At 60.0% G+C, this 20,026-nt stretch carries 22 protein-coding genes; 3 read left to right on the top strand and 19 right to left on the bottom strand.

The annotated features are described in order from the left end of the window. Window position 1: 1 nt before the first annotated feature. The 16 genes from AWM79_RS18910 to AWM79_RS18985 all read right to left on the bottom strand — a co-directional run bounded on the left by AWM79_RS18910 (window position 2) and on the right by AWM79_RS18985 (window position 15,441). Complete coding sequence (locus AWM79_RS18910) at window positions 2-361, bottom strand: hypothetical protein (RefSeq protein WP_017133205.1); 360 nt, start codon at window positions 359-361, stop codon at window positions 2-4. Between the two features lie 5 nt (window positions 362-366). Then, window positions 367-582 carry an HrpT family type III secretion system protein gene (gene hrpT, locus AWM79_RS18915; RefSeq protein WP_017133206.1) on the bottom strand — a complete coding sequence of 72 codons (216 nt, stop codon included), beginning with the start codon at window positions 580-582 and terminating at the stop codon, window positions 367-369. Further along, window positions 579-2,663, bottom strand: coding sequence for a type III secretion system outer membrane ring subunit SctC (sctC, locus tag AWM79_RS18920; protein ID WP_017133207.1), 2,085 nt, complete (start codon window positions 2,661-2,663; stop codon window positions 579-581). Before sctC ends, hrpT begins: the two co-directional genes overlap by 4 nt. A gap of 1 nt (window position 2,664) precedes the next feature. Further along, the gene (locus tag AWM79_RS18925) at window positions 2,665-3,093 is read right to left on the bottom strand and encodes a hypothetical protein (RefSeq protein ID WP_017133208.1); all 429 of its coding nucleotides are present in this window, start codon (window positions 3,091-3,093) and stop codon (window positions 2,665-2,667) included. Beyond that, a complete protein-coding gene (locus AWM79_RS18930) occupies window positions 3,080-3,304 on the bottom strand; it encodes a hypothetical protein (RefSeq protein ID WP_017133209.1) in 225 nt (74 codons plus the stop codon). The genes AWM79_RS18925 and AWM79_RS18930 overlap by 14 nt, the downstream gene beginning before the upstream one ends. An 81-nt stretch (window positions 3,305-3,385) precedes the next feature. Continuing rightward, window positions 3,386-3,961 carry a type III secretion system stator protein SctL gene (gene sctL, locus AWM79_RS18935; RefSeq protein WP_026013311.1) on the bottom strand — a complete coding sequence of 192 codons (576 nt, stop codon included), beginning with the start codon at window positions 3,959-3,961 and terminating at the stop codon, window positions 3,386-3,388. A gap of 22 nt (window positions 3,962-3,983) precedes the next feature. Further along, complete coding sequence (locus tag AWM79_RS18940) at window positions 3,984-4,514, bottom strand: hypothetical protein (protein WP_017133211.1); 531 nt, start codon at window positions 4,512-4,514, stop codon at window positions 3,984-3,986. Next, window positions 4,511-5,314, bottom strand: a complete 804-nt coding sequence (gene sctJ, locus AWM79_RS18945; protein WP_017133212.1) for a type III secretion system inner membrane ring lipoprotein SctJ — start codon at window positions 5,312-5,314, stop codon at window positions 4,511-4,513. Before sctJ ends, AWM79_RS18940 begins: the two co-directional genes overlap by 4 nt. Window positions 5,315-5,322: 8 nt before the next feature. Continuing rightward, window positions 5,323-5,682, bottom strand: a complete 360-nt coding sequence (gene sctI, locus AWM79_RS18950) for a type III secretion system inner rod subunit SctI (RefSeq protein WP_017133213.1) — start codon at window positions 5,680-5,682, stop codon at window positions 5,323-5,325. A gap of 185 nt (window positions 5,683-5,867) precedes the next feature. Beyond that, entirely contained in the window at window positions 5,868-6,770 is a 903-nt protein-coding gene (locus tag AWM79_RS18955) for a hypothetical protein (RefSeq protein ID WP_082712643.1), read from the bottom strand. A gap of 57 nt (window positions 6,771-6,827) precedes the next feature. Further along, window positions 6,828-7,157 carry a type III secretion system major pilin HrpA gene (locus AWM79_RS18960; RefSeq protein ID WP_017133215.1) on the bottom strand — a complete coding sequence of 110 codons (330 nt, stop codon included), beginning with the start codon at window positions 7,155-7,157 and terminating at the stop codon, window positions 6,828-6,830. A gap of 28 nt (window positions 7,158-7,185) precedes the next feature. Continuing rightward, complete coding sequence (locus tag AWM79_RS18965; protein WP_017133216.1) at window positions 7,186-8,169, bottom strand: sigma 54-interacting transcriptional regulator; 984 nt, start codon at window positions 8,167-8,169, stop codon at window positions 7,186-7,188. Window positions 8,170-9,231: 1,062 nt separating this feature from the next. Further along, entirely contained in the window at window positions 9,232-11,595 is a 2,364-nt protein-coding gene (locus AWM79_RS18970) for a DNA polymerase II (RefSeq protein WP_026013312.1), read from the bottom strand. Between the two features lie 68 nt (window positions 11,596-11,663). Further along, window positions 11,664-12,647: a phosphoribosyltransferase gene (locus AWM79_RS18975; RefSeq protein ID WP_060783532.1), complete on the bottom strand. Its 984-nt coding sequence runs from the start codon at window positions 12,645-12,647 to the stop codon at window positions 11,664-11,666. Between the two features lie 368 nt (window positions 12,648-13,015). After that, window positions 13,016-13,903 carry a 3-hydroxyisobutyrate dehydrogenase gene (gene mmsB, locus AWM79_RS18980; protein ID WP_060783533.1) on the bottom strand — a complete coding sequence of 296 codons (888 nt, stop codon included), beginning with the start codon at window positions 13,901-13,903 and terminating at the stop codon, window positions 13,016-13,018. A gap of 14 nt (window positions 13,904-13,917) precedes the next feature. After that, the gene (locus tag AWM79_RS18985) at window positions 13,918-15,441 is read right to left on the bottom strand and encodes a CoA-acylating methylmalonate-semialdehyde dehydrogenase (RefSeq protein WP_017133220.1); all 1,524 of its coding nucleotides are present in this window, start codon (window positions 15,439-15,441) and stop codon (window positions 13,918-13,920) included. Between the two features lie 147 nt (window positions 15,442-15,588). Here AWM79_RS18985 and AWM79_RS18990 point away from each other — a divergent pair, with 147 nt between their 5' ends. From AWM79_RS18990 to AWM79_RS19000, 3 genes are all read left to right on the top strand, one after another. Next, window positions 15,589-16,533 (top strand): LysR family transcriptional regulator, encoded by a 945-nt coding sequence (locus AWM79_RS18990; protein WP_060783534.1) that lies wholly within the window; start codon window positions 15,589-15,591, stop codon window positions 16,531-16,533. A 253-nt stretch (window positions 16,534-16,786) separates the two neighbouring features. After that, window positions 16,787-16,984: a type II toxin-antitoxin system RelE/ParE family toxin gene (locus AWM79_RS18995; protein WP_060783535.1), complete on the top strand. Its 198-nt coding sequence runs from the start codon at window positions 16,787-16,789 to the stop codon at window positions 16,982-16,984. Next, a complete protein-coding gene (locus AWM79_RS19000; protein ID WP_017133223.1) occupies window positions 16,981-17,274 on the top strand; it encodes an addiction module antidote protein in 294 nt (97 codons plus the stop codon). Before AWM79_RS18995 ends, AWM79_RS19000 begins: the two co-directional genes overlap by 4 nt. Window positions 17,275-17,715: 441 nt before the next feature. Here AWM79_RS19000 and yfiB read toward each other — a convergent pair whose 3' ends face one another. From yfiB to yfiR, 3 genes are read right to left on the bottom strand one after another with little or no spacing between them, the layout of a single operon-like run. Further along, entirely contained in the window at window positions 17,716-18,219 is a 504-nt protein-coding gene (yfiB, locus tag AWM79_RS19005; protein ID WP_482211624.1) for an outer membrane lipoprotein YfiB, read from the bottom strand. 4 nt (window positions 18,220-18,223) lie between these two features. Continuing rightward, complete coding sequence (gene dgcN / locus AWM79_RS19010; RefSeq protein ID WP_060783536.1) at window positions 18,224-19,495, bottom strand: diguanylate cyclase DgcN/YfiN; 1,272 nt, start codon at window positions 19,493-19,495, stop codon at window positions 18,224-18,226. Further along, window positions 19,492-20,013: a regulatory sequestration protein YfiR gene (gene yfiR / locus AWM79_RS19015; RefSeq protein WP_482211625.1), complete on the bottom strand. Its 522-nt coding sequence runs from the start codon at window positions 20,011-20,013 to the stop codon at window positions 19,492-19,494. Before yfiR ends, dgcN begins: the two co-directional genes overlap by 4 nt. Window positions 20,014-20,026 lie beyond the last annotated feature (13 nt).

Raw genomic sequence — 20,026 nt, forward strand, 5'->3', positions numbered from 1 at the left:
TTCAGCGAGGGAGGTCGTTGAGGTGTTCAAGCCCCGCCAGCATCAGTTGATGCTGGCGGATTTGATCGAGTGACAGGTTCCCCTCGCCGTTGTTCGACACAGCGTGCCACACGACGAAGTTACGCTGGGGATCGAGAAATAAAAAATAATCGGGAAACCGATGCGATTGGTTGAAACGCCGTTCAAGGGTTTCACGCAGTTGTTGAGGTTTTAGCGCACTCTTCTCGATATGTAGTGCAATCCCCCAATCATGATGCTCCCGTCGACTAAGGAAGGATACCCCGCTGACCAGAGGCCAAATCGCATCCTGCTCTGCTGCTACTCGCTCGTAAAACGCCGCCTTACCGGAAACGCGAATCATGACGCTTAGTCCTTCAATGACATGACAGTAAAATCCGATGTTCGTTCGGAACCTTCCAAACCGTGGCGCATTTCCTCGGGCCACCAGATCACCAGGCTCCGATCGGTAGAATCCGGTCGGCTACACGCCAAGCCCGAACACCCCACTGGTGGCGGCGCCGTGACGCAGCCGGACAGTACGGTTCCCAGTCCCGCCAACGCGAAACGGACGAACTTGTTCATGGTTGTGCTCCTTTGAGCAGGGAGGCCCGCACCGGGCTATTGCCCTGGGAGGCGCGAGGCTGGCGCAGGGCGATAAACACTTCGCTCTCTTCTCCTGGCCGCAGCCAGGCATGGGGCCAGACCGCGACTCCAAGCACCCAACGCCCACCACAGCCGCTCTCGTCGACACGCACCGGCTGAGTGCCGGTGTTACGCGCGACTACCACCGCCACACCCCACGTCTTATGGCCGTACCATTGGGCGCGTTGACGGTCGATAACCAGGCCGCCACCGGAGTCGCAGAGGCTGTCCGGTACGAACGGCAAGGCGCCGCCGCTGCTGAAACCGCTTGGCTGCAGGCCGTCGAGCAATTGACTGAAGGCGTTCTGTACCTGAATCCGCGTCGGCCACTCTTCGCTGCGTCGCCTTTTAATGCGCTGATCAGCCGCATCGATATCGTCGGGGTTGCCGTTCTCGACATAACGCGCCGGGTCTACCTGGTCGCCAATCAAGCGCGGCGTAAGAATGAACAGCCGCTCGCGTTTGGTCGTGCGATGGCTGGTGGAGGTGAACAATACCTTACCGATCCACGGAATATCGCTGAGCCAGGGAATCTTGTTGACCTTGTCGTTGGACTCCAGTCCATGAAAACCGCCGACCACCAGCGAACCTCGTTCGGCAATGATCGCCTGGGTACTGACATTGCCTTTGCGCACGCTGGGCTGGGTAACATTGAGCACCGACTGGTCGATCTGCCCGTCTTCGATATCGAGGATCAGTTGCACTTGCGACTTGCCGTTACCCGTCAGCGAACGCGGGATCACCTGCAGGCTGGTGCCGGCAGTGATGGGTTGGATATCGGTGACCCGCTCGCCGATGGCGGTGAGGTACTCGGTGCGGCTGAAATCGATCACCGCCGGCTGGTTTTCCAACGTCAGGATCGACGGGTTGCCCACCACCGTCGCCGCCCCCTTGGCTTCCAAGGAATGCACCGCCAGTGCAAATCGACCGGAGTTTTCCGCCGACAGGGTCGCCCCCGAATCGAGCAACGAACCGCTGACATTGGTCCCGCCGGCCCAGACGTTCCAACTGCTGGACAGCTCGGCCAGGTCATCGCGGTTGATGTCGAGGATCATCGCGTCGATCTCGATCAGGTTACGCGGTTGGTCGAGCTGCCTGACCAATGTCTGGTACAAAGCCCGGCGCTTGGGCAAGTCATAGATCAGCACCGCGTTATTGCGCACATCGGCACTGACGCGAATTCGCGACTTGCCGCCGCCAGGTAGTGCGCCATGGCTGTTCTTGCCCCCGGCGGTGGTGTTGGCCAGTACCCGGTCGAGCCCCTGTTGGAGGCTCTCGGTATCCAGACCGCCGAGTAGCGTCGAGGACGCACCATATGGGTTGCCCCCTTGACCGCCACCCAGCCCCGCGCCTTGCAGGAGGTTGGCGGCGTTCACCGAGTCGCCCCGCGAGCGGCTTTCCAACAGGTCCTGGAGAATGGTCGCCACACCGGCCACCGTCAGCTGCTGATCGCGATAACGAATGACCCGGTCGGCGGCGTTGGCATAACGCAACGGCAGCACCACGACATCCTGCTTTTCCTCCGGGGTCTCGACCTTGCGACTGTAGTTGCGGATCATCTCGACGTAACGCGGCGGCCCGCTGACCAGCACCACGCCCTCGTCGGGCAAGGCTCCCCAGCCAAAGCGCGGGTCGAGCAGACCGACATCGGTCAAAGCGCTCTTAAGATCATCCGCCGCGTCCTGCGACACCTCGATGCGTTCTGAGGTCTGCTGTTCGGTCGGGCTGACGTACAGCGTTTCGTTGTACACGAACCACTGGAAATGGTGTTCCTGCCCCAGCCGGTCGAGAAAGGCCTGGGGGCTGGGCGCACGGATACGACCGTCGACCACCCCATCGAGCGCTCCCATTTCCAGGCCAACGCCAAACTCCCGGGCGAAATCCTCCAGGGCCTTGGTCACATCGACCTGCTTGGCCTCATAGGCATACGCGGTGTGCTTCCAGGCAGGTGGGACCACCGCCAGGGCCGGGGCACTGAGCCATATCAACAACCACGGCAACCACCAGGCAACCCTATGCATTTCAGACTCCCGGCTGCCAGTTATAAAGGAGGGGACGTCCGGCGGTACTGCTCGCCGGACCGTCGAGGGAGGTACGCATTAGACTGAGCATCGCCGCTCGCTGATTGGCCAGATTTTCCAGACGCTCCAGCAGGCGCTGCGGCGAACACGGTCGCGGTTGCCAACTGACCAGGACCAGACAATGGCTGTCGGGGTTGAAGCCCAACGCCCCCTCGCACCGGCAGGCAGCGCTAGCGGCGCCCTGGCTCAGGAGGGCATCCATCCGCTGCGGATCGGTCGCATCGTAGGGGTCCAGTAGATCGATGCTGCAGCGCACCCCGCCTTCAGTGACGACGAGCTGGGCATTGGCGTCATCGATCCAGCAGTCCAGAGCGCCGGAAGGTTGTTCGCACCATTGGACGACAATCGCTGTGAAGTCACTGAATTCCATCGATAATCGACTTTGTCAGGCCATGCTGGGCGCGTAGCCCTTCGCTCATCACCGAGGTCGCGGTGGCCATTTTCTGCGCCGCGTCGGTAAACGCTCTCATGTCCTCCACCGAACCGCTTTCGGCGGCCGCTATGGCAGCGTCGTCGGTACCCGTCTGGTTGTGGGTAAACGAGTGATCGAGGCGATGCTGCAAGGCTTTGAAACTGATCATCGAGGTCGCTCCAGCGAGGTGATGCCTGTGAGTGGAACAAAACGACCGCTGGGTTCCACTTTTTTAACGAACTCGGACAAGTCACTCACCGCGCCCGGACAAACAACGCACCAGCCCTTCCCAGTCGAGCTCGAAAGTGCCGGTGTCGCTGCTCAGGCACAATGCCTGGGGCCCCAGGAAGGCGTCCTCGCGCAGTTGCCAGAGCGCCGCAAAGCGACTGCTGGCCAACCAGCCCTGAACCTCGTCGAACAGCTCCGGAGAACAACTGAGGACCGCGCTGACCGCCTGGCGCTGGCTGCTCGCCAGATGGCCGACCAATGCCCGAGCCCGCTCAACGGGCCCGACTTCGCTGAACAGTTGGGTCATGGCAGCAGCGAGTACACTCTCAGCCGAAGCGACAGCTTCCTGGTGCAAGACCGCACGTTCGTTGTCCAGGGCCTGGAGAAAACCATTAGCCTGCTCCCAGAACTGCCCCAAGGCCTGGTCGAGATAACGCTGGCACTGCTCATGGGCGTTCGCCAGCAACCGCTCGGCCTCTTCCCGGGCCGCCGCCAGGACATCCGTGGCTTCCTGCGCCTGGGCCAGTTGCTCCAGCCGCACAATGGGCGACTGCGGCAGCGGCGACACGCCGAGAGACAAGCGCCTGAGACTCAACACGATAAGGGACTCCGCAAACGACTCATGGTGTATCGACCCGCCAGAGCACGGCGCGCCAGAGGGTATCGAGTTTGTGCCGTGGCAGATCGACCAAAGGCTCCAGTTGCTCCCCCGGCGCCCAGGCAAGGCGCAGGCGCGACCAGAACGGTGCTCCCAGCCAACTGGCTAACAACACCCGCGGATCCACGTTCGAGTGATCGAGCCACAAGCCCGGGCGCAGCGCTTTCGCCAGGCTGCGGCACCAGTGCCCATGGCGTTCGGGGACGGTCGGCTGATTCGCCACCGACGCCGCACAGATCGAACGGGCGAGTAACAACGCCTGCTCGCGCTGCTCGACGGTCAGCGACAACCACAGCGCGACATTGGCATCCAGGGGCGGGGGCTGGCACGGGGTCACTCCTAGCGCGCTCATCAGCGCGGCGTGCCGGCTGCTGGCCAAGGCAGCATCGTGATCGCCGTCCAGCCCGTGCGCCGCCAGGAGCCCCGACCGCCAGTCAGGGTGCGCCCAACGCCAGGTGCAGCACCACCAGTTGATCCAGTCGAGTTCGTTCACAGCCGCGCCGGGTAACCGCCAGAGCCGCTGCGCCCCGGACGCAAGCGTCCCAGCAGCGCCTGGCGCCAGTCGGCCCGCAAGGCCAGGGCAATCAGCACCACCAACAACAGCGCACCGACCAACGACGCGATCAGGGCCATGTTCCAGAAGCCCTGGTCACGGCTGTCCACCAGGAACGGTCCGAACTGCACCAGCTTCTGCTTGTCTTCAAACTCCACGGCGGGTACGAAGACGATGGCGAATTTCTTCGAGTTCAGGGCCTCCTGGGACATTCCCGGAATACTGCTGGCGACCATCTGCTGGATACGTCCACGCACGCTATCGGGATCCAGCACGGCGGTGTGCTTGATAAACACCGCCGCCGACGCCGGCTGCACTGGCTCGCCGGGGGCGATGCGTTCGGGCAGCACCACATGAACCCGAGCCACCACCACCCCATCGATCTGCGACAGGGTCGACTCCAGTTCCTGGGACAGGGCATAGATATAACGCGCGCGCTCTTCAAGCGGCGTGGAGATCACACCTTCCTTCTTGAAGATCTCTCCAAGGCTGGTGCGTGTCCGTCGAGGCAAACCTGCCGCATCGAGAATGCGCACCGCGCGGTTGATCTCATGGCTGGGGACGATTACTGTCACACCCAGCTTCTCCGACTGTTTGTGCGCCTCGATATGCTGGTCGGCCAGTTGCGCGATTACTTCATTGGCATCCTGCTCCGACAACGCGCCGAAGAGCTTGCTCTCATCGCTGCAACCGGCGAGCAACGTCAGGCACAGCAGCAGGATCGGGCCGAAAAATCTCACAGACGGCCCTATTGCAGGTTGGTGAGTTTATCGAGTGCCTGGGCACCCTTGTTTACCACCTTGGTGGTCATCGCCATTTGCAGGGAATACTGCGACAACGAGCGGCTCATCTTGACCACGTCCATCGGATCGGACGAACCGGCGGCGACCTTCATCGCCCGCATGGCCTGCTCAGACAAGCGCCCCTGGGACTGCAAGCGGTCGGATAGGGCCTGAACCATGTCGTCGGCCAGGTGCCCGGAGGGCTCAGAGGAGTGACTCATGGCATGGTTGAACAGATCGACATCCGCCTGCGCAGGCCCCGAAACCAGTCCCTGATCATGATCGACAGGCAAACCCTTGAAAGTGTGGATGGGGGCGAGGGTCATGGGGTTTCTCCGGCAAACGGTAGCAAAGAATAAAATAACGCCACTAGGGCCTGTACGAAATATTTTCCAGCGAAGACCGGGCCAGGCGAAAGCAGGCAAGCCAGCGCAGTTGACAAGTGGTCAATGAGCATGGCGAGCCCGCTTTCGAAGCCGCACGGCGAGCGCAGATACATTTTCTACAGAGCCTAGGCGAGGTTGCTGGTCATCACGTCGAGAATGTTTTGCGCCGCCTCGGCGGCGGAGTTGCGCAGGTCATGTTGCTGCAGTTGATGCGCCAGGGCGCCAGACTGCAAACCACTGGCCAGGCCAAGACCCATCTCCAATCCCTGCTTGAAGATATCCACCGGACTCTTCGCCCCCCACAGATTCGCCAACTGCTCCTTGACATCCCCTAAGGCATTATTCGCATCGCCACCGATCGACGCCGGCGCAAGGCTACCCAGACCGCCAGCATTAGCTTGATGGGCGGGCGCGTCGCCCGCGCCGAACAGTTGGGAAACCTGCTCGAGAGCGGCTTTGAATTTCGCCGTTTCGCCTTTGTCGAGATAATTGTCCTCGTCCAGCTCCTTGCTCCACGAACCGGAATTGGGCGCGCCGAACACCGCCTTGTTCTTGTCCATGTAGTCCGCGATCTGCTGCAAGATCGGCTTGTCGGCACTGGCAAAAGTCGACCCATCGCCCTTATCGGTCAGGGCATGATTGAGGATGGCCTTGCTCAGGCCGTGCATAACCTGCGACAGCAGGTCAAGACCGCCTTGCCCGACGGCCATCGAGGCATCGGCAGCGGCACCGGCCTTACCCCCCAGTTTGTCCTGGATAACTTCGCCCAAGGCTTTTTTAACGGCATCGACATCATTATTGCCCGTTAATTCCATCAGCGAATTATTTTTCTTTAGTTGCTGTTCAATCATCTTACCCAGTGGCGAATCGGTAGAAAGATGACCGCCTGCCATTAAGGCATCGGCTAACTTTTCGATAACCTCCTTGAGGGTTCTGGGCGAGTCAGAAGCGCCCGAAGTTGAAGCGGATGGAATGACAGTACCTACCCGTCCAAATGCGCCGGCAGAGCCGGAAACAGAATTCAACATGGAAGAATCTCGCTAGCGATCACAATGCCCCCTGAACAATCAAGGGGCTGGGGATGATTAATAGCTGATGCCTTTGGCAGTTTGCGCCACGTTGGAAATTTCTTTGTTCGCGGCGTCAGTTTGAGCGGAACTAATGGCCTGCAGCGTGTTACGTTGTTCTGTTTGCATGGCCGCCTGGCCCTGCAACATGATATTGCGCGCGGATTGCTCGTCCTGCATCTTCATCATCGCCAGTTGTGCTTCAGCGGCCTTGCCCCCCCCCGCCAGATCCGCAGCAGCAGACTGGTTTTGTGCATTGCCCTTGATGGAGTTACCGGTCTCTTTGACAGAGTTGTAACCATTGACCGCTGTGTTGGCGCCATTAGTGACTCTATTTGCAAGGTTCATAATTTTCACCGCTCCTGATTCACCCACGTTAGTGTGGGATATCCATGTGTGGATCCCTCGTCGATTTGAGTTCCATCTTTTTTTCCAGGCCATCGCTCTTCAGAAAAATATCCAAGGTCTTGATTCGGTGGTACAGCGTGCGCCGGGGCAGGCCCAGCTCCATGCTGACCGCATCGACGGACTGACCGTGGCGCTTGAGTGCCTCTTGGATCAGCGTGCGCTCGATCACCCGCATCTGCGCCTTGAGGCTCTGCCCCTCGACATCGTCCGACCCATCGCCGCCCAATAACGGAAAGCCCAGGACGAAACGCTTGGCCGCCGATTTCAGCTCACGGATATTGCCCGGCCAGGAATGACTGAGCAGCATTTGCGCCAACGAGGCGCTCAACGGCTTATGGCCCCGCCCGAGGTCGCGGTTGGCGGCGCTGACGAACTTGGAAAACAACGGGATGATCTGCTCGCGGCGCTCGCGCAAGGCCGGTAACTGGATGGTCAGGACGTTGAGGCGAAAGTACAGGTCGCGCCGAAACAGCCCCTCCTCGACCATTTTTCCCAATGGCCGCTGCGCCGAAGCGATCACACACAACTCCAGCGGAATGACCGTAGTCGACCCCAGGCGCTCGATGGCCCGCACCTCAAGCACGCGCAACAGTTTGGCCTGCAAGTTCAGCGGCATGCTGTCGATCTCGTCGAGATAGAGGGTGCCACCCTGCGCCGACTCGATGTAGCCCATCCGTGACCGATTGGCCCCGGTAAAGGCCCCGCTGACCACACCAAACAATTCGCTCTCGGCCAGTGACTCGGGAATCGCCGCACAGTTCATCGCCACAAAAGGCCCACTGCGTCCCGAGAGCTCATGGATACGCTGGGCCAAGGTATCCTTGCCGGTCCCCGTCTCGCCCGAAAGCAGCAAATCGATGCCCAGTTGAGAGGTACTTTGCGCAATGATCTTTATATTGGGAATCTCCTTCTCGGAGTCAAACTCACAATCAAAGCAATCATACACACCCATCTACGATCTCCAGATCGATCCGCTCAATTAAATTTTCCATCAAGCGAGACTGCCGCTTCTTTTGTCACCATCTAGTGACATTTCACCCGATGGCTATCGCCAACAAAACCTCGCACCCGGAACAACTTACCGAGCGGAAGAATCCATTAGTTTTTATTCTCTAGAACGTCAAAAAAATATCATGACACTCCGGGAGCGCCTAAAATCTGGCAGCTCACTTTATTTAGGACTACATCAGCGTCATAAACTTGAAACAAACCGACGAATGCTGCCACTCAACAATTTCACTACTCTGAAGCGGGCAGTATTAACAGCGTATTAAACAAGATTACGCACACAAAAAATCCTAAAAAGATCTTCTGAGAGAGTTTCGTACAAACGTTTGAAAGATTGCTTGATCACTCATATTCCATTACCGATAAAGATCGGCATCCCTTGATACGGAGGCCGGCAGACAAGCTAACACCCGGCAGTGGGCAAAGAATACATTCGTACTTATGCCTGTCAACCGTAATCTTACGTCGACAGATCCAGGTGGAAGCTATTCTCCTCTACCCTCATTCAAAGACTGAAACTCAAATATCGGGTAGTGGGCAAAATACTCAGGAAATGTACGGCTAATGTCAAAGTGATGGGATTACCAACTCTTCACTGCCAATGTTAGAAGGCCACCAGCTCGACTGTGGAAGTGCCCAGGAGTACCTTTTCATGGAACTCATTTCGCCGTGCGGACCACTCAGCCTGAAGCAAGCCGGTTTTCCGACCGGCGAGCGCCACCAAAACTTGTCCCATCATGCTCGCGCTGCAGTACAGGCGTGATGACCGGAGAATAACAAATCATGGCCATTAGACATGACCGGCAACGGGCCGACGAAATCAGCCTCTTGAGCCTTATTCCACCGACTGCGACGCGTTACAAAAACACTCAACTGACGGTCAAGGGCGGAGGTCATTCGCCATGGTATCGATCGGTTTCGCTGGTTCCGGCCTACACCAGCGCCCGACCCTGTCCGTTCCGAAGCCCAAGGCCCACACCACCACTGTGGGAACGATCCGCCCGTCTCAAAACAAGCCGAGCTGACCACCGATCAGAGTGCTGAAATCGTCCTGCACGAACGGCAGGATCGCATCCGCCACCGGCTGCAGTTGCCGGGTGATGTAGTGGTCGTAATCGATCGGCGCACGCCGGACCTCGAGCGGTTCAGGTCCGGCCAGACTGATCACGTAACTGATCCAGCCACCATTCTGGTACTGCCGTGGACGTCCCTGGGCATCGTTGTACTCATCGGCCAATCGCGCCGCCCGCACATGGGGCGGGACGTTGCGTTGATAGTCAGCCAACTGCCGGCGCAGGCGCTTGCGGTACACCAGCAGCGCGTCCAGCTCGCCCGCCAGGGTTCGCCGCACATAATCGCGCACATAGTCCCGGTAAGGCTGGTGAGTGAAGATACGCAGGTACAGCTGCTGCTGGAACTCCTGAGCCAGCGGTGACCAGTCGCTGCGCACGGTCTCCAGGCCCTTGTAGACCATCTCTTGAGTGCCATCGGCTCGCGTGACCAGCCCGGCATAACGCTTCTTGCTGCCCTCTTCGGTACCGCGAATGGTCGGCATCAGGAAGCGGCTGAAGTGGGTTTCGAACTGCAACTCCAGAGCACTGGTCAGGCCGTGCTCCTGGCGCAGGTGCTCACGCCACCAGTCGTTGACCCCGGTCACCAGCGAGCGGCCAATCCGCCCAGCCTCTTGCCGGTCATGGGCACGCTTGAGCCAGACGAAGGTCGAATCGGTGTCGCCATAGATCACCGTGTAGCCCTGGGCCTCGATCAGTTGCCGGGTACGGCGCATGATCTCGTGCCCGCGCAAGGTGATCGAGGATGCCAGCCGGGTATCGAAGAAACGGCAGCCGCTGGAACCGAGCACCCCGTAAAAGGCATTCATGATAATCTTCAGCGCCTGGGATAGCGGCGCATTGTGCTCGCGCTTGGCCGCCTCGCGCCCCTGCCAGACCGTCTCGACAATCGCCGGCAGACAATGCCGGGTGCGGGAAAACCGCGCCCCGCGAAAGCCCGCCACCGACTCGTTGTCCTCCGGATGGCGCAGGCCCTCGATCAAGCCTACCGGGTCGATCAGGAAGGTGCGGATGATCGACGGGTAAAGGCTTTTGTAGTCCAGCACCAGTACCGACTCGTACAGGCCGGGTTGGGAATTCATGACAAAGCCGCCGGGGCTGGCTTCGGGCGTGCGCTCGCCGAGGTTGGGCGCGACGAAGCCCTGGCGATGCATCAGCGGCAGGTACAGGTGGGTAAAGGCCGCCACCGAACCACCGCTGCGGTCGGTAGGCAGGCCCGTGATGGTGGCGCGTTCGAGCAGGAAGCTCAGCAACTGGGTCTTGTCGAAGATCCGCGTCACCAGCTCGCAGTCCTTGAGGTTGTAGCGCGCCAGCGCGGGCTTGTCTTCGGCGAACATGCGGTCGATCTCGTCCATGCGCTGGTAGGGATTGTCGATCGACTTGCCTTCGCCCAGCAGCTGTTGCGCCACGTATTCGAGGCTGAACGAGGCAAAGCTCCAGGTCGCCGAACGCAACGCCTCGATACCGTCGATGATCAGGCGCCCGGCGGCGGCGGCGAAGTAGTGAGTGTTACGCGCGCCGTTGTCCCGCCAGCCCATGACATTGCCGTCGCGCCCCAAGCGCAGCGGCACTTTCAGGCGCTGGGCATGTTCATGCAAAACCCGCAGATCGAACTGCACCAGGTTCCAGCCGATGATTCCATCGGGATCGTGGCGGTCCAACCATTCGTTGAGGGCCTCAAGCAGTTCGCCACGGCTCTGGCGATAGTCGAGCTTGAAATCCAGTTCGCCAGCCTCGCCGTTTTCCGGCCCGAGCATGTACACCTGGCGTTCGCCGCAACCTTGCAGAGCAATGGAATACAGGTCGCCCTGCATAGTCGTCTCGATATCCAGGGACACCAGCCGCAACCGTGGTCGATAGTTCGGCGCTGGCCTCATCTGGGTGTCGAGCAGCGGCCCAGCGCCGTGCACCGTACCGCCGAACAGCACCGGCGCGGTGATAAAGCGCTCCATCAGATAGCGCTCAGGCGGACGAATATCGGCTTCGTAGACATCCACGCCGGCTGATCGCAGTAGTTTCTCGATATTTATCAGCTGTCGATGTTGCTGGCAGTAGACGCCGAGTACCGGGCGGTGATGAAAATCCAGCAATTGCAGCGGGCGCAACTCGACGCCGCGCTCGTTGCGCAACAGGATTTCGGCGCGTTCGCGCTGGGCAACGGGGATAAAAGCAACCGAGGGTTGCGGCGGCAGGCGGACATGGCGCGGCCCGTCATCGGTCGCCAGCCAGAACTCGACCTGCGTCCCCACGGGGGTGTCGCGCCAATGCCGGGTCAGGACAAAACCCTGCTGTAGATCCACCACCGCCACCTCAAAACTGTTTCTGGGCGGTAATTCTACTCGTCATTGCCTGCCAGGGAGCCCTTCTCTCACGCCCTTTGTACACCTTCCAGTTGCTGGGGGACATGACCCCAGTCATGGGCACCGATCACGCGCCCCCTACGCACCTGAGCCTCCCACCAGATCACCCGCAACAGCGGCAGGCGCGTCGAGATCAGGATTGCCTGTCGTGCATCGCTTTCGACAAAGTGCGTGCAGCCCAGTTGCAACGCCGCCGTCGCCTTGTGGGCAGATACCTGTTCCAGACTGTCGTCGTGGGTGGAAACATCGCGCATCAGCAGCGAAATCCCGCTATAACCGTGTAGGTCGAGCCAATGCTGGGTGCGCGCTCGGTCCATCTCCGGACGCCCGGTGATAATTGCCCTGACCCGTGACAAGGCCAACCAGGCCGGGGGATCGAACGGCTCCAGGCGGTCTCGCTCACGTAATGCCTGATGCAGGTCGGCGGCATAACGCTGCCGAGCAATATCCGGCAACAGGATACCGTCGAGGTCGATGCCGTAGGTTTCGTAGTCGTGATCGTCGCCCACCGGCCCGGTCTGCCCGCCGGCGGTGGCCTGCCAGCGAGCACGGTATTCAGCGGTGTGGGAATGGCGTTCCCAAGGAAACAGCAGGAACGCGCCACGGCCATCGAGGGTGTAGTCCGGACGAATACGGCTGAGGTCGTCGAAACCCGCAGTCATGGTTTTCAGGGACAAGCCATGACCTTGTAGGAATTCGATACAGTCGGCGAGGGTATATCCGGCACCGGCGATGTCCTCGCACAGCAACACTTTGCTGCCCGGTGCGGGTATCGGCAACGACGAATCCCATCTGACGAGGCGACTGCCACGCTCATAGCGCAGGAAGGCCGGCATCAGACCGGTGGCGTGCGACACCATCAGCGCCAGCGGCGCCCCACCGCGTAGAATGCCCACCACACAGGCGAAGGCTTCGTCGGCCAGCCGAGAGCGCAGCGAAGCGACCCAACGGTCCAGTTGTTCATAGGAGAACGGCAGTACAGGCTTATCCATAAGCAGGTCACATCGAGTCCCGGTCCAGGTTAATATCGGTGCCTAATGGCACGGCACGCTCAAGTGTGCGCAGCTTGTGGCACGGTCTTATGGAGCGTATCGGGGGCAGTCTAGACGCTTTCGGCACCCTGACTCGGGCATCGATCGGAAAATTCCGCAGATTACCGTCGCGCGACTCATCGGGCATCGCGCGCTCTTGGGTCCGCCTATTGAAGTCGGCACGCTACATTGATCAGGCGGTCCAGCAGAAGTGATAGTACGTGACGCGCTCATTACGTCGGGTGTTGAGCGGACAACCTTTGAGCGCAGCGTTTATTTCATCCACGGAAAAACCAAAGGCCCGCCCGACGCGAGCCTTCGAAAAAACGTTACTCGGGCTTGCGATAACTATTGATGATCGCCGAGAAGTCCTTGCCACCCTCCCCGCGCAAACTCATGGCCTGGTACAACTGCTGCGCCACGGCACCCAGTACCACCGGTTGGTGGACCTGTCGTGCGGCCTCGGTGGCGAGCCCCAAGTCCTTGAGCATTAACTCGGCACCAAAACCCCCGGTATAACCCCGCGAAGCCGGCGCCGTATCGATGATCCCTGGCCATGGGTTGTAGGTATCGGAACTCCAGCAGCGCCCGGTGGAGCTGTTGATCACACCGGCCAGCACCTGGGTGTCGATCCCCAACGCGGCGCCCAGGGCCATGGCTTCGCTGACACCGACCATGGAAATGCCCAGCAGCAGATTATTGCAGATCTTGGCGATCTGCCCGGTGCCGACTTCGCCACAATGAACGATATTGCGCCCCATTTGTGCCAGCACCGGTTGTAGGGTCGCGAACAGTTCCTTCGATGCACCGACCATGAAAGTCAGGGTACCGGCTGCGGCACCGCCGGTACCGCCGGACACCGGCGCATCGGCCATGGCCACACCTTGTTTCGCGGCGACTGCCGCGACATCCTTGGCGGTCTGCGGGTCGATGGTGCTGCAGTCCAGCGCCGGTACACCACTGGCGATACCCGCCAGGATACCGTCTTCGCTCAGCCAGACACTGCGCACATGGGCGGCGGCCGGGAGCATGGTGATCACTAGCTCGCTGCCCTGTGCCGCGATTTTCGGCGATTGGCTGATTGTCCCGCCCAAGGCCGCCAGTTCCTCCAACACGGTCTTGTTCAGGTCGAACAGGTTAAGGCTGTGCCCGGCCTTGATCAGGTTGCGCGCCATCGGCGCGCCCATGTTGCCCAGCCCGATAAATGCGATCTTCATGGCCTGTCCCTTCTTCAGCGCAGATTGATGGTGGTGTTCACACCGTGATTAGCGGTGTCATCGTCGAACCAGCGACTGGTGACTGTCTTGGTCTGAGTGTAGAACTGCACCACCTGCTTGCCGTAAGGGCCCAGATCGCCGAGTTTGGAACCGCGTGAACCGGTGAAACTGAAGAACGGCACCGGCACCGGAATCGGGATATTGATTCCTACCTGGCCGACGTCGATTTCGCTCTGGAACTTGCGCGCCGACGCACCGCTCTGGGTAAACAGGCCGGTGCCGTTGCCGAACGGATTCGCATTGACCAGGGCAATCGCCTCATCGAGGGTGGCGACTTCCAGCACTACCAATACCGGACCGAAAATTTCCTGGGTGTAGATCTGCATCTCGGTGGTTACCCCGGAAAACAGGGTCGGACCGACGAAGTTACCGTGCTCGAAGCCCGGCACCCGGATATCGCGACCATCCAGCTCCAACCGGGCACCTTCCTTGATCCCGCTTTCGATCAGGCCCAGCACGCGCGCTTTCGCCTTCTTGGAAATCAGCGGACCGACATCGGTGCCCGGCTCGCTACCGGCGTTGACCTTGAGCTTCTGCGCCAGGGCCTTAAGGTCCGGCAGCCATTGTTTCGCCGCGCCCACCAGCACCACCACAGAGGTGGCCATGCAGCGTTGGCCGGCAGCGCCGAAACCGGCACCGACCAAAGCGTTGAGGGTCTGTTCGCGGTTGGCATCGGGCAGCACCACCACATGGTTCTTCGCGCCCATCATCGACTGCACGCGCTTGCCGTGGCGACCGGCGAGGTCGTACACATGAGTACCGACCGCGGTCGAACCGACAAAGGACACCGCCTTGATGTCATTGTGGGTGCACAGCGTATCGACCACATCCTTGCCGCCGTGCACCACGTTCAGCACTCCTGGCGGTATTCCGGCTTCCAGCGCCAGTTCCACTAGCAGCAACGTCGACAGGGGGTCCTGCTCAGAGGGTTTGAGCACGAAAGTGTTGCCGCAGGCAATCGCCATCGGGAACATCCACAGCGGAATCATCGCCGGGAAGTTGAACGGGGTAATCCCGGCGCAGACGCCGATGGGTTGGCGCAGGGTGTAGGTGTCGACACCGCCGGCGACGTTCTCGGCGAACTCGCCCATTTGTAGGGTGCCGATGGAACAGGCGTGTTCCACCACTTCCAGGCCGCGAAAAATATCGCCCTCGGCGTCGGCGATGGTTTTGCCCTGCTCGGCGCTGAGGACCATGGCGATACGCTTGGCGTGTTCGCGGATCAGTGCCTGCAACTTGAGCATGATGCGCATACGGGCACCGATCGGAGTCAGCTTCCAGGTCTGAAAGGCCCGCTGCGCGGCGGCAATGGCGGCCTCGACTTCATCGACGGTGGCGAACGGGACCTTGGCCAGGACTTCCTGGGTCGCCGGATTGACAATGTCATGCCATTCACTGGTTTTGGATTCGACCCACTCGCCATCGATCAGCAATCTAGCGGTCTTGAGAGTAGCGTCAGGCTTGAGAGAAACGTTCATGGAAGTCTCCTGAATGATTATTGTAGGGACGAATCCTGGGAGCGTGTCCGACGCGGGCACGGCAGCACCCGAACATGGTGACCGGACTGTTTTTGGAGTATAGGTGTGCATTCCTCTAATAAAAACGCACATAAAAACCGGATCAACATGCAAAAAAACATCACGTTGGGTTCATTGAACTGGGACGACCTGAAGTTTTTCCTCGAGGTCGCTCGAACCCGCAAGGCCAGCAGCGCGGCTAAGCGCCTGGCGGTGGACTACACCACGGTGTCGCGGCGCATCGGCTCGTTGGAGGTGGCACTCGGCACCTTACTGTTCGAGAAATCGCGGACCAACGGTTTTGTCCTGACCGCCGAAGGCCAGCGCCTGCTGGGCTACGCCGAGTCCATCGAAAGCACCTTGCACATGGCCTGCGAGCAGGTTTCCGGTTCCGGCGTGGCGCTTTCAGGGCATGTGCGCATGGGCTGTACCGAAGGCTTCGGCAGCTTTTTCATCACCCCACAACTGAGTCATTTCGTCGAAGCTTACCCGGCGATTTCCGTCGACATCCTGCCGCTGCCCCACTTCATCAGCCTGTCCAAGCGCGAGGCGGATATCGTCATTGCGTTGGAGCGCCCGGAGCACGGGCCATACGTCTGCTGCAAACTCTGCGATTACCGCTTGCAGCTATACGCGACCCGGGAATACCTCGACCAGCACCCGGCGATCCGCCGCGCCAGCGACCTGGGGCGGCATCGTTTTGTCAGTTATGTCGACGACCTGGCCTTCAGCAACGAGTTGCTGTACCTGGCGAATGTCCTGCCCAGTGCCACCGCCAACCTGCGCAGCACCAGCGTGATCGCCCAATTTGTCGCGGCGCAGCAGGGCCACGCCCTGGCGATCCTGCCGTGCTTCCTGGCGGCCCAGGACCCACGCCTGCTACCGGTGCTGCCCGATGAGGTGAGTGTCACCCGGCAGTTCTGGATGTATTGCCGCGAAGACCTGCGCAAGCTCAAGCGGATTACCCTGCTGTGGGATTACATCAGGGAGGTGACCGAGCTGAATCGCCCGTTGTTGCTGGGCGAAACGCGGGAGCTGCGGTTTGCGGATTGAGTGTCTACAAAGGATAACCTAGTGGCCTGTGTGGCAATGGCTTGTGACATCACTTGTAATAATCGAAATGATCCTCGGACTAAGTAGGAATCGTTGCGTGGCGAGTGTTACTCGAGATCGACTTTTCTGACGACATGTCAGTGACCTCCTTTTAACCTGGTAGGGGGTCTAAAGCCAGAATCGCCGAAAATTCCGTTGCCCCATAAGGCTAAACCATGTTGCGCAAATGTAATTTATAAACTACATTACACCTATGAAAACGATCAAGCAAACCGCCACGTTCTTGACCTGGGAGCGCAAGCTTAAGGACCATCGCGCTAAGGCGATTATTGCGGCTCGAGTTTTCCGAGTTGCCAACGGTCTGTTGCTATGCGGCGGCGACAAAGGCAGTCAAACCCGCGATATTGAAACCGCCAAGTTACTAGCTAGTCAGTGGGGTGGAGATGAATGAAAGAGCCAATCTATGATTACGATCCAGCGGTAGCACTGACCGACCCTGAATCCATTGCAGTCTTTCTGACTGATGCTTTCGAGACCGCAGACGCGGCCTTTATCGCCCAGGCGCTAGGGGTGGTCGCCCGTGCTAAAGGCATGACGGAACTTGCAAAAGAGTCCGGGCTATCGCGCGAACAGCTTTACCGCTCGTTCAGCGCAAAGGGTAATCCGACTTTGAAAACCATGTTGGCTGTAATGCGCGCTATGGGCCTCGATCTAACAGCCCGGCAGCATGTACACCCTTAACAACAGATATTGTGGAGTTGAGAATATGGATAGCAACGAGGCTTACCACATGGTGATTGTCGGTAACAAAACAACGACGTTTCTGAGGGCCTAGCCGATGCAACCGGCGTTGTTCTGACTATTCGGCAACTCCAGAGCTTTTGCAAGGTCACGGCAGCTCAAGGCCTCGTTTAGCGAAAGTGGCGGTTGCTACGGCGGTCGTCCGCTGCGTAAAGCCCCGCACGTCAGAGGGATGGAGATAGGTCTTTATAAAGTCCGCTGTTTGATGCGAACCAACGGCTTGCGCTCGGCCTGCAAACGCAAACTTGTGCATACAACCGATAGTCATCAGGACTTGCCGATTGCCGAGAATGTATTGAATCGCCAGTTCGAGCCCGAGACGGTGAACAAGGCATGGGTGGCAGACGTGACCTCCATCCGAACCCGCGGTTACTGGGACACTCAGTCAACAATCACCACGATCGACACCCGGCGATTCTCCGTGCGCCCGGCCGCCGTATCGTTGAAGGCCACCGGCTGGCGGCTGCCCAGGCCACGAGTCTCGATGTTTTCCTGCTTCATGCCAGTCTGCGCCAACACTGTCGCCACGCTGTTGGCGCGCCGCACGGAGAGCTGTTGGTTGTAGGCCTCCTGGCCCGACGCATCGGTGTGACCGTCAATTCGCACACGCTGGATATCCACGCTGATCAAAGCCTTGGCGATGCGTTCGACGATATCGTGGCTTTCCCGGTTCAGCACTCCCAAGTCACGGCCAAACAACACCTTGCCCGACAGGCCGAAGGCCCAGCCTTCATCCGTCAGTTCAAAACCCTGCAGCTTGAGAACGGCAATCTGCGCCGGGTTCGGGCCTTTTTGCGGGGCGGTCTGGCAGCCGGCCAGAGCCAGCAATGCGGTGAACAGGACCATGCCGAAAAATCGTAGAGAACATTGGATCAATGTGGACAACGGTTCAACTCCTGACCGGTACAGAGGCTACGGGGTGCTCCGACTCCGCAGTGTGTTGACCACCTCGGGAAAGGCGCTTTGCCTGGTACATCGCGGCGTCGGCGGCATTGAGCAAAGTACCGGGCGTGGCACCATGCTCGGGATAGACGGCGATGCCAATACTGAGGGAGCTAAAGATTTGCGCCTGGCCAGGCACCGCAATCGGTATTTCCATGCTGGCGATGATCTTGTCGGCAATCCGCTCAGCGTCTTCGATCTTGTGCAGCGGCGTCAGCAGCACGGCGAATTCGTCACCGCCCAGACGGGCCACCAGGTCCTCCTCGCGCAACTGCGCACGTACCCGTGTGGCTACGGCCACCAGCACCGCGTCGCCCGCCGCATGGCCGAAGTTGTCGTTGATTTCCTTGAAACGGTCGCTGTCGAGAAAGAGTACGCCGACCCGTTCGCCCTGCTTGGCGCCATTGCGTAAGGCGCGCATTAGCCGCCCCTCGAAAAACGCCCGGTTGGGCAGGCCGGTCAGGCTGTCATGGCTGGCTTGATGCGCGAGGGATTCGTTCTCACTCTGGATGTGGGTTTGCCACGCTTCCAGTTCATCGAGCAAGGCATTGAAGTCGGTGCCGAGGTTGTCCAGCTCGGCAATCTGCGCCGGCGGCACGCGGCGGTCGAAGGCCCGCTCGCTACGAGCCGCGTGGGCCACTTCCGCCAGGCTGCGCAGTGGCTCGGTGATCCCGCGCAACAGCCGACGTGCCAGATACAGCCCCAGCCAGCCGGCCAACACACTACAGACCAGAATTCCCGCCAGGCCGCTGAGCAAGAAACGCAGGAGACTGCCACCATGACCGGTCAGGCGTACAACGCCGATCTCGCGGTCCCGGTGCAAGATCGGCAGCTCGATAGGTTGTTCGAGCAGGCTGCTAGCCAACTGCATTTCCACCCGCGACATCAGGCCGGTCTCCGGTCGCCGCCAATGGGCCAGGCTCTGGCCACTAACGGTGAATACCTGGGCATCGGCCACTTCTTCGATCATGGCGATCACGTCGAGGGCTTCGGCTGCGGCGCTACTGTCGTTGAACACCACCGCCGCTTCGACGGTGTAGCTGATAGAGCGGGCGATCAGGTGCAGGTTATGGTCGGCATAGACTCTTAGCGCCAGCACACCGAGAAAGGTCAGGGATACGCTGACCAAGCCGACTGCCGCCAGCGCGGCCATCAGGTGCCCACTCCCCACCACCGAACGTAGGCTTCGGCGGCTTTCAGGTTCGTGCAGGCCGATCATGGCTGCACGGCCCGGCGGCGGAATAGTTGCAGGACGCTGGGATGAATGCGTACACCGCTGCGGGCCACTGAGTCCAGGTTGACCTCGAACGACACCTGGTTGTCCGCCACGCGCAGGCAGAACAGGCTACCGACCGTGCATTGATCGCCGCCTTCGCTGATGCTCAGCACGACATGGCCATCGAGGGTGCTGAACAGGTGGTTGCGTTCGTCGCGGGTCAGTTTGCCGATATACACCGCGTCACAAGTGCTGGCGACGGCCATGCTATCAACCATCAAGCGCCGAACCAGCACCGGTCGGCCAGTGACCTGAGTGGTGCCCTTGATCAGGTCGTCGGTGTATTCGGTGGGGCCAATGATGCATAACTGCAGTTGCGCGGGCTCGACTGGCCAGCGCGCATAACTGAGGATGCCGAGCACCACCTGGGTCACGGCCTCGGCACGCCGGTCGGCGGTGCCAGACAAGACGGTGTCCTGGGCAATGCTCATGTGCGAGAACAACCAGAGCACGGCGGACATTCCTAACTGTTTC

Source organism: Pseudomonas agarici, from assembly GCF_001543125.1.
GTDB classification, from domain to species: Bacteria; Pseudomonadota; Gammaproteobacteria; order Pseudomonadales; family Pseudomonadaceae; genus Aquipseudomonas; species Aquipseudomonas agarici.

Coding starts and splice junctions, on each gene's coding strand:
- yfiR (WP_482211625.1), bottom strand. CDS start 20,013: ATGTCCGCCGTGCTCTGGTTGTTCTCGCACATGAGCATTGCCCAGGAC.
- AWM79_RS18925 (WP_017133208.1), bottom strand. CDS start 3,093: ATGGAATTCAGTGACTTCACAGCGATTGTCGTCCAATGGTGCGAACAA.
- AWM79_RS18910 (WP_017133205.1), bottom strand. CDS start 361: ATGATTCGCGTTTCCGGTAAGGCGGCGTTTTACGAGCGAGTAGCAGCA.
- AWM79_RS18930 (WP_017133209.1), bottom strand. CDS start 3,304: ATGATCAGTTTCAAAGCCTTGCAGCATCGCCTCGATCACTCGTTTACC.
- dgcN (WP_060783536.1), bottom strand. CDS start 19,495: ATGATCGGCCTGCACGAACCTGAAAGCCGCCGAAGCCTACGTTCGGTG.
- sctI (WP_017133213.1), bottom strand. CDS start 5,682: ATGACCCTCGCCCCCATCCACACTTTCAAGGGTTTGCCTGTCGATCAT.
- AWM79_RS18955 (WP_082712643.1), bottom strand. CDS start 6,770: ATGTTGAATTCTGTTTCCGGCTCTGCCGGCGCATTTGGACGGGTAGGT.
- mmsB (WP_060783533.1), bottom strand. CDS start 13,903: ATGAAGATCGCATTTATCGGGCTGGGCAACATGGGCGCGCCGATGGCG.
- hrpT (WP_017133206.1), bottom strand. CDS start 582: ATGAACAAGTTCGTCCGTTTCGCGTTGGCGGGACTGGGAACCGTACTG.
- AWM79_RS18965 (WP_017133216.1), bottom strand. CDS start 8,169: ATGGGTGTGTATGATTGCTTTGATTGTGAGTTTGACTCCGAGAAGGAG.
- AWM79_RS18975 (WP_060783532.1), bottom strand. CDS start 12,647: ATGGATAAGCCTGTACTGCCGTTCTCCTATGAACAACTGGACCGTTGG.
- AWM79_RS18990 (WP_060783534.1), top strand. CDS start 15,589: ATGCAAAAAAACATCACGTTGGGTTCATTGAACTGGGACGACCTGAAG.
- AWM79_RS19000 (WP_017133223.1), top strand. CDS start 16,981: ATGAAAGAGCCAATCTATGATTACGATCCAGCGGTAGCACTGACCGAC.
- AWM79_RS18985 (WP_017133220.1), bottom strand. CDS start 15,441: ATGAACGTTTCTCTCAAGCCTGACGCTACTCTCAAGACCGCTAGATTG.
- sctC (WP_017133207.1), bottom strand. CDS start 2,663: ATGCATAGGGTTGCCTGGTGGTTGCCGTGGTTGTTGATATGGCTCAGT.
- AWM79_RS18995 (WP_060783535.1), top strand. CDS start 16,787: ATGAAAACGATCAAGCAAACCGCCACGTTCTTGACCTGGGAGCGCAAG.
- AWM79_RS18960 (WP_017133215.1), bottom strand. CDS start 7,157: ATGAACCTTGCAAATAGAGTCACTAATGGCGCCAACACAGCGGTCAAT.